Here is a 16,750-nt window from a genome sequence, read left to right as displayed (position 1 = left end):
CCGCACTGGCGGACCAGGATGTTCCCGGCCCGCACAAATTGACCATCGAACCGCTTGACGCCACGGCGCTTGGATTCGCTATCGCGTCCGTTGCGGCTGGCGCCGCCACCCTTCTTATGGGCCATAGTTGCCTCCTGTTATGCGGATGCCGGGACGCCCGTTTCGATGGCCTCAATCCGCAGGACCGTGTAAGTCTGACGATGGCCCTGCTTGCGCCGATAGCGCTTGGCGCCCGGCCGATACTTGAAGACAATGATCTTCTCTCCCTTCACCTGACCCAGCACGGTGGCCCGCACCCGGGCCTCCGGCACAAAAGGCTGACCGATCCGAACTTCCGCCCCTTCCCCCACCATTAGGACGCGGTCGATCTCCAAGGAAGCGCCAGGTTGAAGGGGAAGCTTCTCGACCTGAATCTGATCGCCCGCTTGCACGCGGTATTGATGTCCGCCGATTTCGATTACTGCGAACACGATGAAACCTCCGCGATGCCCATTGGAGTCCAAGATGATAAAGAAAGGGCCGCCTCCAGCGGCCCTTCCAGCTGGCTGCGGGGGGAGGACTCGAACCTCCATACCCGGATCCAGAGTCCGGTGTGTTGCCCCTTACACCACCCCGCAGGGCCGCTCTTCATTTTACACAGGATGGGTCCCTTTGGTCAAGCCGAGGGAGGCTTTGAGCCTTTTGTTCCCTTCCGTCAGCCCTTTAGGCCGCGAGGAGAGACAATGGTTCTTCCGCTTCCTCATGGACCTCGAACGGCGTGATTCCTCATTTTACTTTTTCACAATCCACAGATAGAAAATTTTTGTTGGGGCAGCGGATCGGTAGTCACCCTGACCCACAGTGACGATTTTTGCTTGCAGCGTCTCTGCGAGATGCGGGCTGGCCTACCCGACCAAACAGGAGCCTTAGCCCGACTATTCAAGGCAGCCACGGCTTTTTCCATCACTTTACTTTCTTTTTGGGCAAAGACCCAGATGAGGAGAGCCGAGATGGCTCAAGGCAAGGGGTACAGCTGTAAAAGCCTGGCATCCCATAGGGGGAAGGCTCCCCTAACTCGGGTTGGGGCATGGCTGATCCCACTCGGGATATGGTTCCTATGGTTGCAGTGGGCGTGGCCGCCGTCAGGGTTCTTCCGGAGCGTGCCGGCGGGGGAGGACACGTTGGAAGCGATGTGGGCCCTCTCATGGTATCGACGCGCCTTGCTGGAGCTCCACACCTCGCCGTTGTTCCATCCCCTGGCCTTCGCCCCCCAGGGCTGGCATGTCGCGAAGCTCCATCACGGCCCATTCCTCATCGGCCTGATGCTTCCCTGGGCATGGCTGGGCGGTGATGCCTTCGCCTTCCACATACTGGCATGGCTAACGCTTTCGGTCGCCTTTGTGAGTGCTTTCCGCCTCGCCCGGCTCTTCGCTTCAGATCGCTGGCTGGCCACCGCGGCGGGGGTGGCTTACGCAGCGTTCAATGGCACCTTCGCCGCTATGCAGATCTACGGCGATTACCTGACTGTCGCATGGGGAACGGCCTGCCTCCCCCTAATGGGATTCGCGCTCGAGCGATCCCGACGAGGCCGCTGGGCTTCTCGTTGGTTGATCCGGTTGGGGATGATCTGGGGATTGGGGATCGCTGGGAACCCATATTTGATCCTCCTCGGCGGGGGGCTCGCGCTGGTTTACGCTTGGAAGGCATGGCGTCACGGACAACTTAAAAAGTTCTTGCTCGATGGAGTCGGAATCGCATTGCTGGTCAGTGGCCCGTGGCTCGCGCTCTTCCTTCACGCGTTCCTACGGGATCAGATGCTGGGTCAGACCCTTGGGACGGCCCTGGGCAACGGATATCCATGGGCCCACGCCCTGGCCTGGAACCCCTATCACCGCTGGTGGCGATGGCACTCCGCGCCTTCCAACCAGCCGGTCCTCACCATGGGGTTGATCCCAACGGGAACCAGCCTGGCCGGCCTCTGGTTGGCCGCACGGCTTCACCGTCGGTTGCGCGCTCAGCCCTTGCTCCGGGCCGCCACCTTGGGAGCGCTGCTGGCCACCGGGATCGCGGTGCGCTGGGAGGCGCCGGTTCGGATCCCCTGGCCGCCCGAGCTGGCGGCATTTTATCAGGCGATCTGGGCGATCGGTCACGCGCGCAAGCCAGCGCTCTTTGCGAGCCCCACGCTCCCAGTTGATTGGGAACACCTCGCCCTGACGCCGCTTCTCCTGCTGTGGGCCGCTGTGCCGCTCTGGGAAACCGTTGGAACCGTATGGCGCTTCATCGCCCTGACGGCGCTGGGGCTCACCATGGCCGGCGTGGAGGCTTGGTCGCGAATCGCCCCCTCATGGCTGCGGCGCGGGCTGGCTTTCCTCTGGCTCCTGGAGTCCCTCATGGCCCCGCCTCCCACGCTTCCATGGCCCTATGCGATCCATCCCGCATTCGAGTGGCTGCGGCGGAACCCCGAGCCGGGAGCTGTGATCGACGTGTTCGCGGATCATACGCCAGGGCTACACCTCTCGCGGGTGGCTGTGATGGCCACGGAATACCATCGGCGCCCTACCCTCTCCGGGTTCACCCCTTTTCACCCCCGCTGGATCGAGATGCTGCAGCGAGGACGGGGGTTGCTGTTCCGACATCGTCCCGACTGGCTGGGCCAGCATGGTTTCCGCTTCCTGATCGTCCATAACCCGCCTCCGGACTGGGCGAAGTGGGGCTGGCCGTTTCCCCTAGAGGCGTGTTTCGACCCGCCCACTATACCATCCCCCTGGGACTATCCGATCTGTATCTTTCGCATTCCGGATCGCGGAGCCCCGACGATCACCAACCTGTGGCTGCTGGACGGATGGTCCGGCCCGGAGGCCTGGGGGGTCTGGGCCGAAGGCACCAAGGCCCATGCGCTCTGGTTGACGGACCAGCCCGAAGCGCCGGCGGCCCTGGAGCTGCAGGCCTTCCCGCTATGCCGGCCAGGGGAGACCCAGCGGCTGGAAGTTTCCCTGAACGGACGTCGAATTGGCGTGGAGGCATTCACCAATTGTGAGGAACGCACTGCCCGTTGGAGGATCCCGGAGGGATGGGCGCGACGGGGGGTGAACGAGCTGAGCTTTCGCTTCGCCTACGCAGCTGCTCCCGCACAAGGAGACACACGCCAGCTATCGATGGGGTTCCGGAGGATCTGGATCCGGGTCGATGGACAATAGAGGATCTACACCATGCGCATCCACCCTCCGTTCGCTCCCACTGCGGACCTTGGGTAAGATTAAGGGGGATTGAATCCTAAGCGGTGATGGAGCAACAATGCCTCGCCTGAGCGCATCGATGGAAGATTACCTGCGGGCGATTTACATCTTGGCCGAACGGGAGGGAACGGTCACCACCACCCGGCTGGCGGAATACCTAAACGTGGCGCCGCCGTCGGTCACCGGGATGCTGAAAAAGCTCGCACGGCTTCGACTGGTCCACTACACGCCCTATCGGGGGGTGGCCCTCACCCGGGCCGGTCGCCGGATCGCCCTGGAGGTGATCCGCCACCACCGCCTGCTGGAGCTCTTTCTCATGGAGGCCTTGGGCTACGATTGGGATGAGGTCCACGCCGAGGCCGACCGGTTGGAGCACGCGATCAGCGAGGCCATGGAGGAGCGGATCGCCGCCCTGTTGGGCCATCCCGCTTACGACCCGCACGGGGATCCCATCCCCACGCGGGCCGGAGAGATCCCGTTCCCCTCCGCGCAGCGATTGAGCGAGGCCCCGCTGGGGATCGCCTGCGAAGTGCTCCGCGTGACGGACGAGGTCTCCACCCTGCGGCAGGCCGCGCGGGTCGGCTTGCGCCCAGGCGCCCATGTGGTGGTGGAGGAGCAGGTGCCCGGTGTGGGCCTGCGGATCCGGGTAGGGGATCAAGCGCACCACATCCGGCGCCGCCTGGCCGAGCAAGTCTTCGTGCGGGTGCCTTCCCCCGAACCCCCGTTGGGAACCACGGAGAATGCGGCGGCGGCTTCGGATCACCCCTGAGCTGGTGGAACGGGTGTGGATAGAGATCCTCGCGGCCCTGCCAGCGGATCTGCGACGGGCCGTGGACAACCTGGCGGTCCTTCTGGAGGAAGAGCCCACTCCGGAGCAGCGGGAGGCGTTGGGCCTTCCCCCCGGGGAGAACCCATATGGCATGTTCGAAGGGCCCACCCTGGCGGAACGGGGCCGCGGGGCGATCGCCTGGCCGTCACGGATCTTCCTCTTCCGACGCCCCCTAGAGGCGGACTTCGGCCATGACCCCTTCCGGCTGCGCGCGGAGATCCGCCGTACCCTGCTGCATGAACTGGGGCATTACTTCGGCCTGAGCGAGGAGGCCATCGAACGGTTGGGGTTGGAGTAAGAGCGCATGGCCGTGAGCCCCTAACCGGCGCCCCGCTTCCCGACCCGATCCACATAGGCTCGGGTGTAGATATTGATCCGCACGATATCCCCTTCGGCAATGAATTGGGGGACCAGCACTTCAAGCCCGTTCTCCAGGATGGCCGGCTTGTAGACGTGGCTTTCCCGTTCGCGCAGCGGCTGCGAGGTGTGGACCACGCGGAGATCAACGGTTTCAGGGAAAGCCACCGCCACCGGCTGCCCTTCGTGGAACTCCACGGGGATCCGCTGGTTCGGTTGGAGGAAGATCTCTAGATCGCCGATCATCGCCGCCGGGACAGGGACCTGATCATAGGTCTCAGGGTCCATGAAATAGAACATCTCGCCATCGTTATAGAGGTACTCCATCACCCGACGCTCCAGGGAGACCTCCTCCACGCGCTCCTCTGGCCGGAAGCGCCGATCCACCATCACGCCCGTGCGCAAGTTGCGCAATTTGGCGTGGACGACCCCCTTCTGCTGGGCGGTGCCGGAGTGATAGACCGCCTCGATCACACGGAACAGGGTTCCTTCGAGCGCGATCGTCATCCCAGGTCGGAGCTCGCTGGCCGCCGGCATGGCGATCCTCCCGAGATCGTTTGAGGCTGATGGCCGGTTCCCCCTAGAGCTTAGGGGCTGAACCGGAGACCCTGAGCGCTCGAAGCAGCCGCTCAGCCCTTGTCGCCGGATCAATGGTATTTTATTGGGCTTCATGTTATGAAGGCAATCGAATCCGTTGGAGCATCGGGCAAGCGATGGGCCTCATGGTAGGGCTGGAATTAGATAAAAAATCCCAACGCCATCGGATGCGCGCGGGCGGCCGGAGCGCTGCCCCTCGGGTTCATGCCTCTAGGCGGTAACCGAATCCCGGCTCTGTGAACAGGTGACGATGATCGTCCGTCTCCCCCAGTTTGCGCCGCAGGCGCCCGATGTAAACCCGGAGATATTCCACCTCGTCCTGGTATTCCGGCCCCCAGATCCGCTGCAGCAAGAACAAGTGGGAGAGGGTTCGACCCGCATGACGAGCCAGCAGGTAAAGCAGGTCGAACTCCTTCCCGGTCAGGCGAAGCGCTTCCCCACGATGCCAGGCGCGTCGCTGATCCGCATCCAGCTCAAGGTCCCCAACCCGCAGGAGCCCGGCCCCGCCGGCCCCTTCGCTCCAGCGCACCCGACGCAGGACGGCCCGCACGCGAGCCAGCAGCTCCCCCACTCCGAACGGTTTGGTTAAATAATCATCCGCCCCGAGATCCAGGGCGGTGATTTTGTCTGCCTCCTGATCCAGGGCGGTGAGCACCAGGATCGGCACCAGGGAGGCCTGCCGGATCCGACGGAGCACCTCCAGCCCGCTTAACCCCGGCATCAGAATGTCCAGGATGATCAGGTCCGGCGTGCTCTGCTCAAACAAACGTAGTGCCTCCCATCCGTCCTGTGCGGTCAGGACTTCGTATCCGCGCGCGGCCAGGTTCCGACTGATGAAGCGCCGCAAGGGCTCCTCATCGTCCACAACCAGGATCCGTTCGGCCATAGTCCCCTTTCCTGGAAAGTTTCAGAGCCCCGCCCATGGCTTTTCGCGAGGAAATCCACGGCATCGCTCTCCGCTTAACTCTGTAGTTCCTGCCTCCATATCGGAAGGGTGAAAACAAAGGTGGTGCCCGGGCCGTCCTCCGCCAACCAGATCCGCCCCCCGTGGGCCTCCACGAAGCCCTTGCAGATCGCCAGCCCCAGGCCGGCGCCGGAGGAGCGAACCTGACCGGGGATGCGATAGAAGCGGTCGAAGATCCGCTCCCGGTGCCACGGTGGGATCCCGGGCCCTTCATCGTGCACGCGGACAACGACCATCCCATCGGCAACCGACGCCGAGATCGTGATCGGGGTCCCCGGCGGCGTGTAACGGATGGCGTTGTCCAGCAGGTTGCGGAAAACCACCTCGACGCGCGCCGCATCCACGTCTACCGGAGGCAGGTCGGCGGGCAGCTGGAGGAGGATGGGATGGGTTTGCGCGCGGAGGGCCCGGCGGGCCCGGGCAACGATGGCATCCAGCGGGCACGGTTGTCGGTTCAGCACCAGCGCTCCCGCTTCCAGACGGGAGAGATCCAGCAGGTTGTTCACCAGGTGAGTCAGCCGCTCCGTTTCTTCCAGGATGATCCCCAGGAATTCGCGACGCGCCTGAGGATCCCACTCCACATCCTCTGCCAACAGCGTGGTGGTGTAGCCTTTAATGGCCGCCAGCGGCGTGCGCAGCTCATGAGAGACCGCGGAAAGCAGGGTGGATTTGGCGCGATCCAGCTCCCGCTCCGCCGTGATGTCCCGGAAGACCAGGATCCGCCCGATCAACCCCATGTCCTCCCCACGGATCAGCAGAGCCTGGATCCGGAGATCCCGGCTCAACTCCCCTTCGCGCCAACCGACCTCGATGATGCCTTCCTCCACTCCCTCCAGCAACCGGAGGGCCTCCTCCGGCGCGGAAAGTCGAGGGAGGAGGGACGCATAGACCGCGCGGGCCGTACAGCCCGAAGCGCAGGGCTCCTGCAGTCCGCACCACCAGGCCGCCCGTCGGTTCATATAGAGGATCTCCCCCTCCCGGCTCTCCAGGATCAATCCATCGTGAAGGTGTTCGATCAGCGCTTCCAGGCGCCGAGTCTGCTGCTGCAGGAGCTGATCGCTGCGGGCGTAAAGGACCGCATGTTCCAAAGCGAAGGCGGCCAGGTTCGCGAAGTTCCAGACCAAGGAGATCTCGTCCTCTGTGAACTGATGCGGATCCGGGCGGTAGATCACCAAGGCGGCAGGGGGCGCGTGGCGGGCCAGCAACGGGACAGCGAGGAGCGAACGAAAGCCTTCCCGCCGCGCCCGCTCCCGCAGCTCCGGATAGCCCTCCAGCTCGACATCCGCGATCTGAACAGGGACGCCTGTCCGGATCGATTGCATTGTGGGAGAGCGAGGATCGTCCGGGTGGAAAGAGAGCCCTCGGGCGTAACCCGGGCTCAACCCGCGGACGGCGCGGATGTGATAGCGACCGGTTCGCTCATCCCGTGTGAAAAGCGCGCATGTGCGAACCTGCAGAAGCCGCTGCACCTGTTCCAGGATGGTGGCAATGACCTCTTCGGTTTCCAGCGAGGCCAGGACGGTGCGCCCGGTGTCCAGGAGGGTGCGGAGCTCATCCAAGCGCTGCCGGATCGCCCCTTGCATCCGGAGCAAAGAGCGACTGAGATGCCCGATCTGATCCCGCCGATCCGTCAAGGGGAGGATAGTTGAAATGTCCGCGGATAGCGGCCGATCTCCCATCTCCTGGCTGAAACGGGTGATAGCCTGCAGCGGGCGCAGGGCTTGCTGGGTCAGGATCTGCCAGAAGACAAAGCCGCTGGCCACCACCAGCCCCAGAAGCAATAGCATCCCCCGCTGGAACGTGCGGAGCGTCGCCAGTGCCTCATCCGCTGGGCGGCGCACCAGGATGCGCCATCCGGTTCGAGGCAGGGGCAGGGAAGTCGTCAACCATGTCCCTCCATCCGGGCCACGGCTCAGACTGGGGGGGATCGTCTCCCCTGGGCCCAGGCGGAAGGTCGGATCCAATAGGACCAGAGGGGCGGAGGCGGCGATCATTTGCCCGGTGGCGTCGTAAAGGCGGAGGTCGAGATCCTCCCCCGCCACGGTCCGCAGGGCCGCGCTGAGGCGTTCCAGCGAGAGATTGAGACCCACCACCCCATTAAATGCCCCGTTTTCATCCCTCAAGGGCATCACCACCGCGACCACCGGCTTCCCAGTAGCGGGGGATATCCATCCTTTCGAGATCACAGGGCCATCCGCGCGCATGGCGTCCTGAAAGTAATTCCAGAAGCTGAAATCCCATCCGACAGTGCTTCCGGGACCTTCCGGGTAGTGGTAACGCATGATCCCCCGGCGATCCAGCAGGTAGATCAGGAGGGCATCCGGGCGAGCGGAGAAGGCGGAGGAGAAGATCGAGGGGAGCGCTTGCAGATCGTGCCGGCGCACGGGATCCATTCGGGCCAGGGCCTCCACCGCCTGCATCGCATCCCGGAGCCAGGTCTCGGTTTCCAACCCGATCGCCTGAGCCAGGGCCCGGTTCGAGGACTCCACATCCCGAAGCAGCCGATCGGTGGCCCACAGATTGAAAAGGAAACCCAAGGCCATCATCCATCCGATCAGCAACCCATAAGCGATCAACAAGGTGGTTGTTAGATCCCGGGATCCTGGGAACTTCATGAATTCCCTCCTGTTCTCCAGAGCCCGAAGGGAGGGCAAGGCCTATCCCAGATCGCGTTTATGAAATTTTTATGGCTGACGAACACTTGTTTGTAAAAATTTTATCGCAGCGGCCTATGCTGAGGATAGCCGCACAGCCTATCCTGTGGATGCGGGAGGTCAAAATGGGGCGCTGGATAAAGCGTAGTGGGATCCTGATCATCCTTGCCTTGCTGGCCGCATGTGCGGCGCCCGCAACGCCAACCCCGACGGCGCCGCCCGCAGCATCTCCTCAGCCTCAACCCAGCCCCACCCTTGCGGCCTCGCCCACGCCGGCAGTGAAGACCATCGTCTTGGGCTTCACAGCCTCTCAGACAGGCAAGTTGACCAAAGAGTCCAAGGAGCAAGTTCAGGGCCTGCAATTGTGGCTGGAAGCCTTGAAGCAGGCAGGCGGCATCCGGCTACCGGATGGCACAGTGATCCAGGTGGAGCTCAAGTTCTACGATGATGAAAGCACCAAAGAGCGGGTCCAGCAACTTTACGTCAAGCTGATCAATGAAGACAAGGCGGACTTCCTCATCAGCCCCTACAGCAGCGGCCTGGCCGATGCGGCGGCGGTGATCGCGGAGCAATACGGCAAGATCATGATCACCACGGGCGCGGCCTCCGACAGCACTTACGAAAAGGGCTACCAGCACATCTTTCAGATCTACACCCCAGCCAGCCGCTATCTAACCGGCGCCATCGACTTCCTCAAGAAGAAGGACCCCAACGCCAAGCGCATCGCCATTGTTTACGAGAACGAGAAGTTCTCCACCGATGTGGTGAACGCGGCCAAGCCGTACGCGGAGGGCCAGGGCTTTGAGGTGGTGCTCTTCGAGGGTTACGAGACGGGCACCACTGATTTCGGACCCTTCATCAACAAGATCATGGCGGCCAATCCGGATGCCATCATCGGCGGCGGCCACTTCCAGGACGGATCGACGCTGGCCAAGCAGCTGTTCGAAAAGAAGGTTCCCGTGAAGATGATCGCACTGCTGGTGGCCCCAGCGGTGCCGGAGTTCGCCCAGCTCGGCGAGGCAGCGGTGGGCGTGATCGGCCCCAGCCAGTGGGAGCCCGGCGCCAAATACTCCCCGGATTCCGCGAAGGCAGCGGGGTTGCCGTGGTACGGCCCCACGGTGGAGGAATTCGTGAACGCTTATAAGGCCAAATATGGCTACGAGCCCGGCTACCACGCCGCCGGAGGCTATGCCGCCGGCCTGGTCCTGCAAAAGGCGATCGAGGATGCCGGATCCATTGAAACCGGGAAGGTGAAGGCGGCCCTGGAGAACATGGACATCCTGACCTTCTATGGCCGCATCAAGTTCGATACGGGGAAGGCGCACGGCAAGCAAATCGGCCATGAGATGGTCTATCTCCAATGGCAGAAAGATGCCTCGGGGAACCTGATCCGCCCGATCATCTGGCCGGAGGCGGCCCAAGCGGCTGAACCGATCTATCCGTTGAGCCGCTGAGGAAAGATCCCCCCTCCGGAGGGCTCGGGGCGGTCGCCGGAAGGAGCCGCCCCGAGCCTTCCCCTCCGGGCCTGGTCCATCGTTGCGGCTAAAGGGGCTCTGGACGCACCGGTTTTCCTTTATAGACGGTTCCCTGGTTTACCCGATTAAGGATGGAGCCATCGGCCTCCTCACCTCGAGGGCCTTGCAGCAATTCATGTGGCGAAGCATTTGATGGCGTGCCATGCATATGGATCCTCCCCATCCCGGTCGCTCAGGGAGGTGAAGCGGTGTCTTCTGCGGTGTTGATGGCATCGTTGATCGACGGCCTCCTGCTCGGTTCCGTTTACGGCCTGGCGGCCATGGGGCTCACCCTGATCTGGGGGGTGATGCGGGTGATCAATTTGGCCCACGGGCCGGTCATCGCCTTGGGGATGTTTGGCACCTATCTTCTCTTCACCCATGTGGGGATCAACCCTTATCTGGGGCTTATACCAGTCGCCGCGCTGGGGCTGCTCTTCGGCATCCTCATCTATGCGATCGCCGTCCATCGGGTGCTAACCGCCCCGCATCTCTCAACCCTGCTGGCCACGTTTTCCATCAACATGATGATCATCGGGATCGGCACAGCCGCTTTCACCACCACCCCCCGCAACATCGACCTCTCCATGGGCCGCATCATCCTTGGGCCGATCGTTCTGTTAGGGACCCGTCTGGTGGCCACGCTGGCGGCCGTTGTGATCGCCGCCGCGCTCTATCTCTTCCTGTATCGAACCACTCTCGGGAAGATGGTGCGCGCCGTGGCCAGCAATCGGGCCGCCGCGGAGCTTATGGGGATCCCCTCCACGCGGATACTGGCTTTGAGCTTCGGCCTGGGAACGATGCTCGCGGCGGTCGCCGGCGGGCTGATCGCCACGTTCTTCCCGTTCACCATTCTTTCGGGTGGAGTCTACGAGCTGAAGAGTTTCGTGATTTGCGTGCTCGGCGGGCTGGGGAACCCCACGGGGGCGCTGATCGGGGGGCTGATCCTGGGGGTCCTGGAGGGCCTGATCCCAGCCTTCGTGCCGGTCAGCTGGGTGCCGGTGATCGAGTTCCTGTTGTTCGTGATGCTGCTCCTGCTGCGCCCCCAGGGACTGCTGGGGGAACGCTGAGAATTTCCTCTTGGGTGGAAAGCAATGGGGATGTGGCGCACAGGCTCTTGGTGGCTCACGATGGGCGTGCTCCTCGGGCTCGGCTTGTGGCCGGTCGCGACAGGCTCGGCCACGTTACGTGAGGACATGTTCCTGATCCTTATGCTGGTCACCCTCGCTTCCAGCCTGAACATCCTGTTGGGTTACACCGGATACGTCAATTTCGGTCATATCGTCTTCTTCGGGTTAGGGGGATATATCGGCTTCTATCTGATGCATCGCCACGGATGGTCCCTCTGGCCGGCGACTCTCGCGGCGGGGCTGAGCACGGCGGCCCTGGCCCTGGCGTTGGGGGCAATTATCCTGCGGCTGCGCGGAGCCTATTTTGCGCTGGCGACGATCGGGATCAACGAGGCGGTGCGCGCCTTCGTGGCCAACTTCGCCCCCTTCGGCGGCCCCACCGGGATGTCCCTTAACTTCGCTGTGTATAACGCCTACGGAGGAGCCGCCCAAGCCCTCTGGATCGCCTACGGGACCCTTTTGGCCCTCGCCCTGCTGACGGTAGGGGTCAGCTTCGCCGTGAAGCATTCGAAATTCGGATTGGGATTGATGGCGATCCGGGAAGACGAAGACGCAGCGCTGGTCCTCGGCGTGCGCGGCCCTCAGGCCAAGACCCTGGCGTATGCCCTTTCCGCGCTGTTCCCGGGCATGGTGGGGGTGCTCTTCTTCTTCAAGAACGGGAACATCGAACCGGGGGATGCCTTCCGGCTTCACCTGTCCATTGAGACCTTAGTAATGGTCATGCTGGGGGGCCAGGGGACGGTGTGGGGGCCGATCCTGGGGGCGGCGCTTTACGAGCGCCTGCGGGGCTATCTGTTGACTAGCCCGTTGTTTAAGAGCTTACATCTCGCCTTCGCTGGCATGCTCTTGCTCCTGATCATCCTCTTCATCCCCGCCGGAGTGATCGGCTGGCTGCGGGCACGATTTCCTATCATCCGGAGGATGATCGTATGAACCTCCTGGAGGTCCACAAGGTTTCCAAGCGCTTTGGGGGCTTACAAGCCTTAAACCGGGTCTCCCTCCACGTGGCGGAAAAAGAGATCGTGGGGTTGATCGGCCCGAACGGGGCGGGCAAGACCACCTTGTTCAATGTGATCAACGGCGTATATCGCCCGGAGGAGGGACGGGTGATCTTCCGGGGCCGGGATATCACCGGGCGGATGCCCTATGAGATCGCCCGCCTGGGGATCGCCCGAGCCCACCAAATCGTGCGCCCATTGAACGAGCTGACCGTGCTGGAGAACGTGATGGTGGGGGCATGCTTCGGCCGGGAGAATCGATCCCTTCGAGGGGCTCGGGAGATCGCCCTTGCCGTTCTGGAGCAGGTAGGGCTGGCCAGCAAGCGGGATATGGTGGCTGGGCAATTGAACGTCGCGGAGAAAAAACGACTGGAGATGGCCCGCGCCCTGGCCGCCCGTCCCTACCTGCTGCTCTTGGACGAGGTACTGGCCGGCCTGAACCCGACGGAGGTCGCCGCGATGCTGGAGGTGATCCGGGCCATTCGGGAAAGCGGGATCACCGTCCTCATGATTGAGCACCTGATGCATGCGATCATGAACATCTCCGATCGCATCATCGTGCTGGATTACGGCGAGGTGATCGCGGAGGGCACGCCTCAGGAGATCGCCCGCCACCCCAAGGTGATCGAAGCGTATCTGGGCGACCCCCGTCTCTCCTACAGCCTGCTGGAGGCGAACGGAGGTTAAGCATGGCCATCCTCGAAGTCCGCAATCTGTCCTCCGGTTACGGAGAGGTGCGGATCCTGTGGGATCTCTCGTTCCGGCTGGAAGCGGGGCGCTTGACTACGATGATCGGCGCCAACGGCTCCGGGAAGACGACCACACTGCGCGCCGTGATGGGGCTGATCCGGCCCTGGCAGGGAGCGATCTTCTTCGATGGGCGGGATATCACGCTGCTCCCCCCGCATCGCAAAGCGGCGATGGGGTTGATCATGGTCCCTGAAGGGCGCCAGCTGTTTGCGGATATGACGGTCATGGAGAACCTGGAAATGGGGGCGGTGACCGGGCGGGCGCGCCCCCGGTTCCGCCAGAACCTGGAGCGGGTTTTTGAGCTTTTCCCCCGGCTGAAAGAGCGGCGAGATCAGAAAGCCGGCACCCTCAGCGGTGGAGAGCAGCAGATGCTCGCCATCGCCCGGGCCCTGATGGCGGAGCCCACCATCCTCTTCCTGGACGAGCCCTCGCTGGGCCTCTCCCCGCTGCTGGTGCAGAACCTCTTTGAAGTGATCCGTCACCTAAAGACAGAGGGGTTGACGATGTTGCTGGTGGAGCAAAACGTGCATCTCGCCTTGGCCATCAGCGATTACGCCTATGTGCTCAGCGGCGGGCGGATCGAGCTGGAAGGGAACGCTCGAGAGATCGCCCGCGACGATCGAGTTCGAAAGGCCTACCTGGGGCTGTGAGGCCGCCGGTGGAGAAAACAGGATACGAGCCGGGCGCTAAAAGCGCCCGGCTCGTATTTTTTACACCCCGGAGGTCCGAAGCGGCCCACTTCCCCGCCGGATTCACGCTGCCCTGCCGCAGCGATTTGACCAACGAGCCCAATCCGGATATCCTTAATACGGGTATAGGGTATTATTGGATGAAGATCGCGAGAACGCATCCCGAGGCCTGGAGGGGGAGAGATGCCGCTCTACGAGTATCGATGCCGTGCCTGCGGGACCGAGTTCGAGCAGCTGGTTCGGTGGAATACCCCAACGGAGGAGATCGAGTGTCCGCGCTGCGGCCGACGGGAGGCGGAGAAACGCCTTTCCCGCTTCGCCACCTGGGCCGCGGGCGCGGGAGCTGGGGGGCGGCGGGACGCCGCGTGTGGGCCGGTTACTTGACGGATTCGCTGAAACCGGAGGCCGGTGGCCTCCACGACGGATCCCTTCGTTTGTGACACCGAGGCAACAGGGGGTGGGAATGATTCGGATTTCGCCCGACGCGGAGCAACGGTTGATCCGACGCCTGCGACGCCTACAGGGCCAGGCGCGGGGGGTGGAGCGGATGATCCAGGAAGGGCGGGAGTGTCGGGAAATCCTGGAGCAGCTGGCGGCCTTACGGGCTGCTGCCCATCAGGCTTTTCTCTTTGCGGCGCGCGCCTACATCCGGGCCTGCGCGCAGGAGGACCCGGCTCGCTCCGCGGAAGCCGTTCAAACGCTCCTGACCGCGCTTCGGCAGTTTCCTTAAATTGGGCGGCTGCCCATCCAACGTCTTCCCCTTAGAGGGGGGTGGGGAGATCGAAGCGATGGGTCATTACTGGTGGCAGACAGGGAGCTCATCGCGTGGATCCGGCCGAAGGAGGAAGCCCGCTTCTCCTACCCCGGAGAGTGCCCTGACGTTCCAGCTGCGTACACCGGAAGAAGCCGAGGGCGCTGTGGAGAGCTACCGGGCTGGGGATCTCTGCCCGAACTGTGGCTTCACCCACCTGGAGTACGATGGTTATTTCAACGTGTATTGCCCCATCTGTGGGTTCCGCACCGGAGCCCGAGGAGCGTGCACCTGATAAGCCAAACATCACGAGGGCGGCGCCCTCGCTCCTGAGGATCATAAAAATTAATCTCCACATTCCGTGCGGAGGATACACCGTGGGAAGCAGGGGCCCCACTCCCTTTCTCCTCCCTCCCCACGGCCCTTCGGGCCGTGGGGAGGGAGGAGAAAGGGGGGACCAAAACGAAACTGGAAGAAACAGCAGGCTCGCCTTTCCAATCTCTTAAAAGCGAAGGAGGAATCCAATGAGCATGGAACTCCGTCTTCAATTGCTGGACCCTCAAGGGATGAAGATGGAGGCTGTTACCCCAAGTGGCCACACCGTGGTGATGGACGCTGCACCGGATGTGGGGGGAACCAACCAAGGACCGCGGCCGATGGAGCTCGTGCTGGCCGCCCTGGCCGGGTGCACGGCCATGGATGTGCTCTCCATCCTGCGGAAGAAGCGCCAGCCACTGGAGGGGTTCGCGATGGAGATCCGCGGCGAGCGGGCCCCTGAGCACCCGAAAGTCTACACGGACATCGACCTCCTTTACATCGTGAAAGGGAACGTGGATCCGCAGGCAGTGGTCCGGGCGATTGAGCTATCAGCCACCAAGTACTGCTCCGTCGGCGCGATGCTCCGCAAAACGGCCCGGATCCGATATCGCTATCGAATCGAGCCCACCGCTGCCGGGGCCGAGCCCATCGAAGGCGAATACGTGATGGAAGAGACCCTGGCCTCCGCATAAGAAGGGATAGGTCGCTTTCGTCCTTCCCACAGCCTCTTCCCGCCTCACAAAGCAGCGTGGAGGGGCTCACCCGAGGCCTGGGTCAGAGGATCCGTTCAGGGAAAAACCTTCCGCGGGGTGCGGGCTGCCTTCAGCAGCGCGCACCCCGCATCATCGAACGGCATTCATTCGAGCGATTACACGAAGAAGAAGGCGATCCCCAACATGCCCCAGACGGCCAGGAGTTGGGTGCCCTCGAGCCAGTTGGTTTCCCCATCCAAGGCGATGAAGGCCGCGATCGCCCCGGCCATCATCATCGCCACCAATTCCAAAGGATGAAAGACCAGATCCATAGGCTGCCCAAGGGCCAGGCTCGCAAAAACCAATATCGGCGCCACCAGCAGGGCGATCTGCAAGCTGGAGCCTACCGCGATCTCCAAAGAGAGGTCCATCTGGTTCTCAGCTGCCATCTGCACAGCGACGAGGTGCTCCGCCACGTTGCCCACCAGCGGGATCAGGATGATTCCCACGAAGAACTCCGTGAGGCCTAGGGCGTGGAGGGCTGGCTCCAGGGCATGCACCAGCAGCTCGCTCATCCCAACGACGCCGATGGTGGCTGCAACGAGGACCCCCAGGGCTTGGTAGAGGGACCATCGGGTATGCGTGGGGGTATGGACAGCGAAGGGTTCATGGGCTCGAAGGGCATATAGCACACTCAGGCCATAGAGGGCCAGCATCAACCCGGCGACCCCCAGGCTCATCGTCTCCACCGCTTCCGGATGGTGTACCGCGATCGTATGGCTGAAGAGCGAGGGAATCCCCATGGCGATAAGGGAGAGGATCGTCATCGTAGCCATCACCGCAGCGCGTTGACGGGAGAACCGCTGGATCCCATGACGCCACCCCCCAACAAGCAGGCTGAGGCCCAGAACCAGGAGGAGGTTTCCCAGAATAGACCCGGTGATGGATGCCTTCACCAGATCCAGCAGCCCGGCGCGGATGCCCGCCAAGGCGATAATCAACTCGGCCGCGTTGCCCAAGGTGGCATTGAGCAACCCACCGACCAAAGGACCAGTCCGGGAGGCCAACTCCTCCGTGGCCTCCCCGATCAAGGCTGCCAAGGGGATCAAGGCCAGGGCACTAAGGGCCAGCACCACCACCGGCCCCGCGCCCAAGGCAGCGGCCAGCATCGCAAGCGGGACAGCCAGGAGCAACACTCTGGACCAGGTCATCCGCAGCGATCCTCCTTAGGAGCTATGCGCTTGGTTTTGGGGGCTTTGGGGGCGGGGCCGTGCGTCAAAGACGCGCGGCCC

Annotated in this window: 18 protein-coding genes and 1 tRNA gene; 12 read left to right on the top strand and 7 right to left on the bottom strand. The window is 63.1% G+C overall.

The features are described from left to right. The 3 genes from ACFMO5_RS00980 to ACFMO5_RS00970 form a co-directional block, all read right to left on the bottom strand. The coding region (locus ACFMO5_RS00980; protein WP_376790905.1) for a 50S ribosomal protein L27 at window positions 1-125 on the bottom strand (125 nt) is incomplete at its 3' end. A 12-nt stretch (window positions 126-137) separates the two neighbouring features. After that, entirely contained in the window at window positions 138-470 is a 333-nt protein-coding gene (gene rplU, locus ACFMO5_RS00975; RefSeq protein WP_376790904.1) for a 50S ribosomal protein L21, read from the bottom strand. Window positions 471-542: 72 nt separating this feature from the next. Continuing rightward, window positions 543-617 (bottom strand) — tRNA-Gln (locus ACFMO5_RS00970). Between the two features lie 372 nt (window positions 618-989). Here ACFMO5_RS00970 and ACFMO5_RS00965 point away from each other — a divergent pair. From ACFMO5_RS00965 to ACFMO5_RS00955, 3 genes are all read left to right on the top strand, one after another. Continuing rightward, entirely contained in the window at window positions 990-3,176 is a 2,187-nt protein-coding gene (locus tag ACFMO5_RS00965) for a hypothetical protein (RefSeq protein WP_376790903.1), read from the top strand. A gap of 97 nt (window positions 3,177-3,273) precedes the next feature. After that, window positions 3,274-3,984, top strand: coding sequence for a metal-dependent transcriptional regulator (locus ACFMO5_RS00960; protein WP_376790902.1), 711 nt, complete (start codon window positions 3,274-3,276; stop codon window positions 3,982-3,984). Continuing rightward, on the top strand, window positions 3,956-4,342 hold the full coding sequence (locus tag ACFMO5_RS00955; protein ID WP_376790901.1) for a metallopeptidase family protein: 387 nt from the start codon (window positions 3,956-3,958) through the stop codon (window positions 4,340-4,342). The genes ACFMO5_RS00960 and ACFMO5_RS00955 overlap by 29 nt, the downstream gene beginning before the upstream one ends. A 20-nt stretch (window positions 4,343-4,362) precedes the next feature. On the opposite strand, the gene ACFMO5_RS00950 is transcribed toward ACFMO5_RS00955, so the two are convergent. From ACFMO5_RS00950 to ACFMO5_RS00940, 3 genes are all read right to left on the bottom strand, one after another. Next, complete coding sequence (locus ACFMO5_RS00950) at window positions 4,363-4,938, bottom strand: elongation factor P (RefSeq protein WP_376790900.1); 576 nt, start codon at window positions 4,936-4,938, stop codon at window positions 4,363-4,365. Window positions 4,939-5,200: 262 nt separating this feature from the next. After that, window positions 5,201-5,884: a response regulator transcription factor gene (locus ACFMO5_RS00945; protein ID WP_376790899.1), complete on the bottom strand. Its 684-nt coding sequence runs from the start codon at window positions 5,882-5,884 to the stop codon at window positions 5,201-5,203. Between the two features lie 74 nt (window positions 5,885-5,958). After that, entirely contained in the window at window positions 5,959-8,577 is a 2,619-nt protein-coding gene (locus ACFMO5_RS00940; protein WP_376790898.1) for an ATP-binding protein, read from the bottom strand. 164 nt (window positions 8,578-8,741) lie between these two features. On the opposite strand from ACFMO5_RS00940, the gene ACFMO5_RS00935 reads away from it, so the two are divergent. The 9 genes from ACFMO5_RS00935 (at window position 8,742) to ACFMO5_RS00895 (ending at window position 15,458) form a co-directional block, all read left to right on the top strand. Then, window positions 8,742-10,070, top strand: a complete 1,329-nt coding sequence (locus tag ACFMO5_RS00935; protein WP_376790897.1) for an amino acid ABC transporter substrate-binding protein — start codon at window positions 8,742-8,744, stop codon at window positions 10,068-10,070. 269 nt (window positions 10,071-10,339) lie between these two features. Further along, a complete protein-coding gene (locus ACFMO5_RS00930) occupies window positions 10,340-11,200 on the top strand; it encodes a branched-chain amino acid ABC transporter permease (protein ID WP_376790896.1) in 861 nt (286 codons plus the stop codon). 30 nt (window positions 11,201-11,230) lie between these two features. Further along, window positions 11,231-12,193, top strand: coding sequence for a branched-chain amino acid ABC transporter permease (locus tag ACFMO5_RS00925; RefSeq protein WP_376790895.1), 963 nt, complete (start codon window positions 11,231-11,233; stop codon window positions 12,191-12,193). Then, on the top strand, window positions 12,190-12,945 hold the full coding sequence (locus ACFMO5_RS00920; protein WP_376790894.1) for an ABC transporter ATP-binding protein: 756 nt from the start codon (window positions 12,190-12,192) through the stop codon (window positions 12,943-12,945). The genes ACFMO5_RS00925 and ACFMO5_RS00920 overlap by 4 nt, the downstream gene beginning before the upstream one ends. 2 nt (window positions 12,946-12,947) lie before the next feature. Continuing rightward, the gene (locus tag ACFMO5_RS00915; RefSeq protein WP_376790893.1) at window positions 12,948-13,658 is read left to right on the top strand and encodes an ABC transporter ATP-binding protein; all 711 of its coding nucleotides are present in this window, start codon (window positions 12,948-12,950) and stop codon (window positions 13,656-13,658) included. 222 nt (window positions 13,659-13,880) lie between these two features. Next, entirely contained in the window at window positions 13,881-14,081 is a 201-nt protein-coding gene (locus ACFMO5_RS00910) for a zinc ribbon domain-containing protein (protein WP_376790892.1), read from the top strand. Window positions 14,082-14,160: 79 nt separating this feature from the next. Further along, window positions 14,161-14,427 carry a metal-sensing transcriptional repressor gene (locus ACFMO5_RS00905; protein ID WP_376790891.1) on the top strand — a complete coding sequence of 89 codons (267 nt, stop codon included), beginning with the start codon at window positions 14,161-14,163 and terminating at the stop codon, window positions 14,425-14,427. Between the two features lie 58 nt (window positions 14,428-14,485). Continuing rightward, window positions 14,486-14,743: a hypothetical protein gene (locus tag ACFMO5_RS00900; protein ID WP_376790890.1), complete on the top strand. Its 258-nt coding sequence runs from the start codon at window positions 14,486-14,488 to the stop codon at window positions 14,741-14,743. A 229-nt stretch (window positions 14,744-14,972) separates the two neighbouring features. Further along, a complete protein-coding gene (locus tag ACFMO5_RS00895) occupies window positions 14,973-15,458 on the top strand; it encodes an OsmC family protein (protein WP_376790889.1) in 486 nt (161 codons plus the stop codon). 176 nt (window positions 15,459-15,634) lie between these two features. Here ACFMO5_RS00895 and cax read toward each other — a convergent pair whose 3' ends face one another. Beyond that, a complete protein-coding gene (cax, locus tag ACFMO5_RS00890; protein WP_376790888.1) occupies window positions 15,635-16,669 on the bottom strand; it encodes a calcium/proton exchanger in 1,035 nt (344 codons plus the stop codon). Window positions 16,670-16,750 lie beyond the last annotated feature (81 nt).

This window comes from Thermoflexus sp. (assembly GCF_042408365.1).
Lineage (GTDB): Bacteria > Chloroflexota > Anaerolineae > Thermoflexales > Thermoflexaceae > Thermoflexus.
Note: the sequence above shows the minus strand (reverse complement) of the source record. Positions and strands in the feature narration are given on the sequence as shown.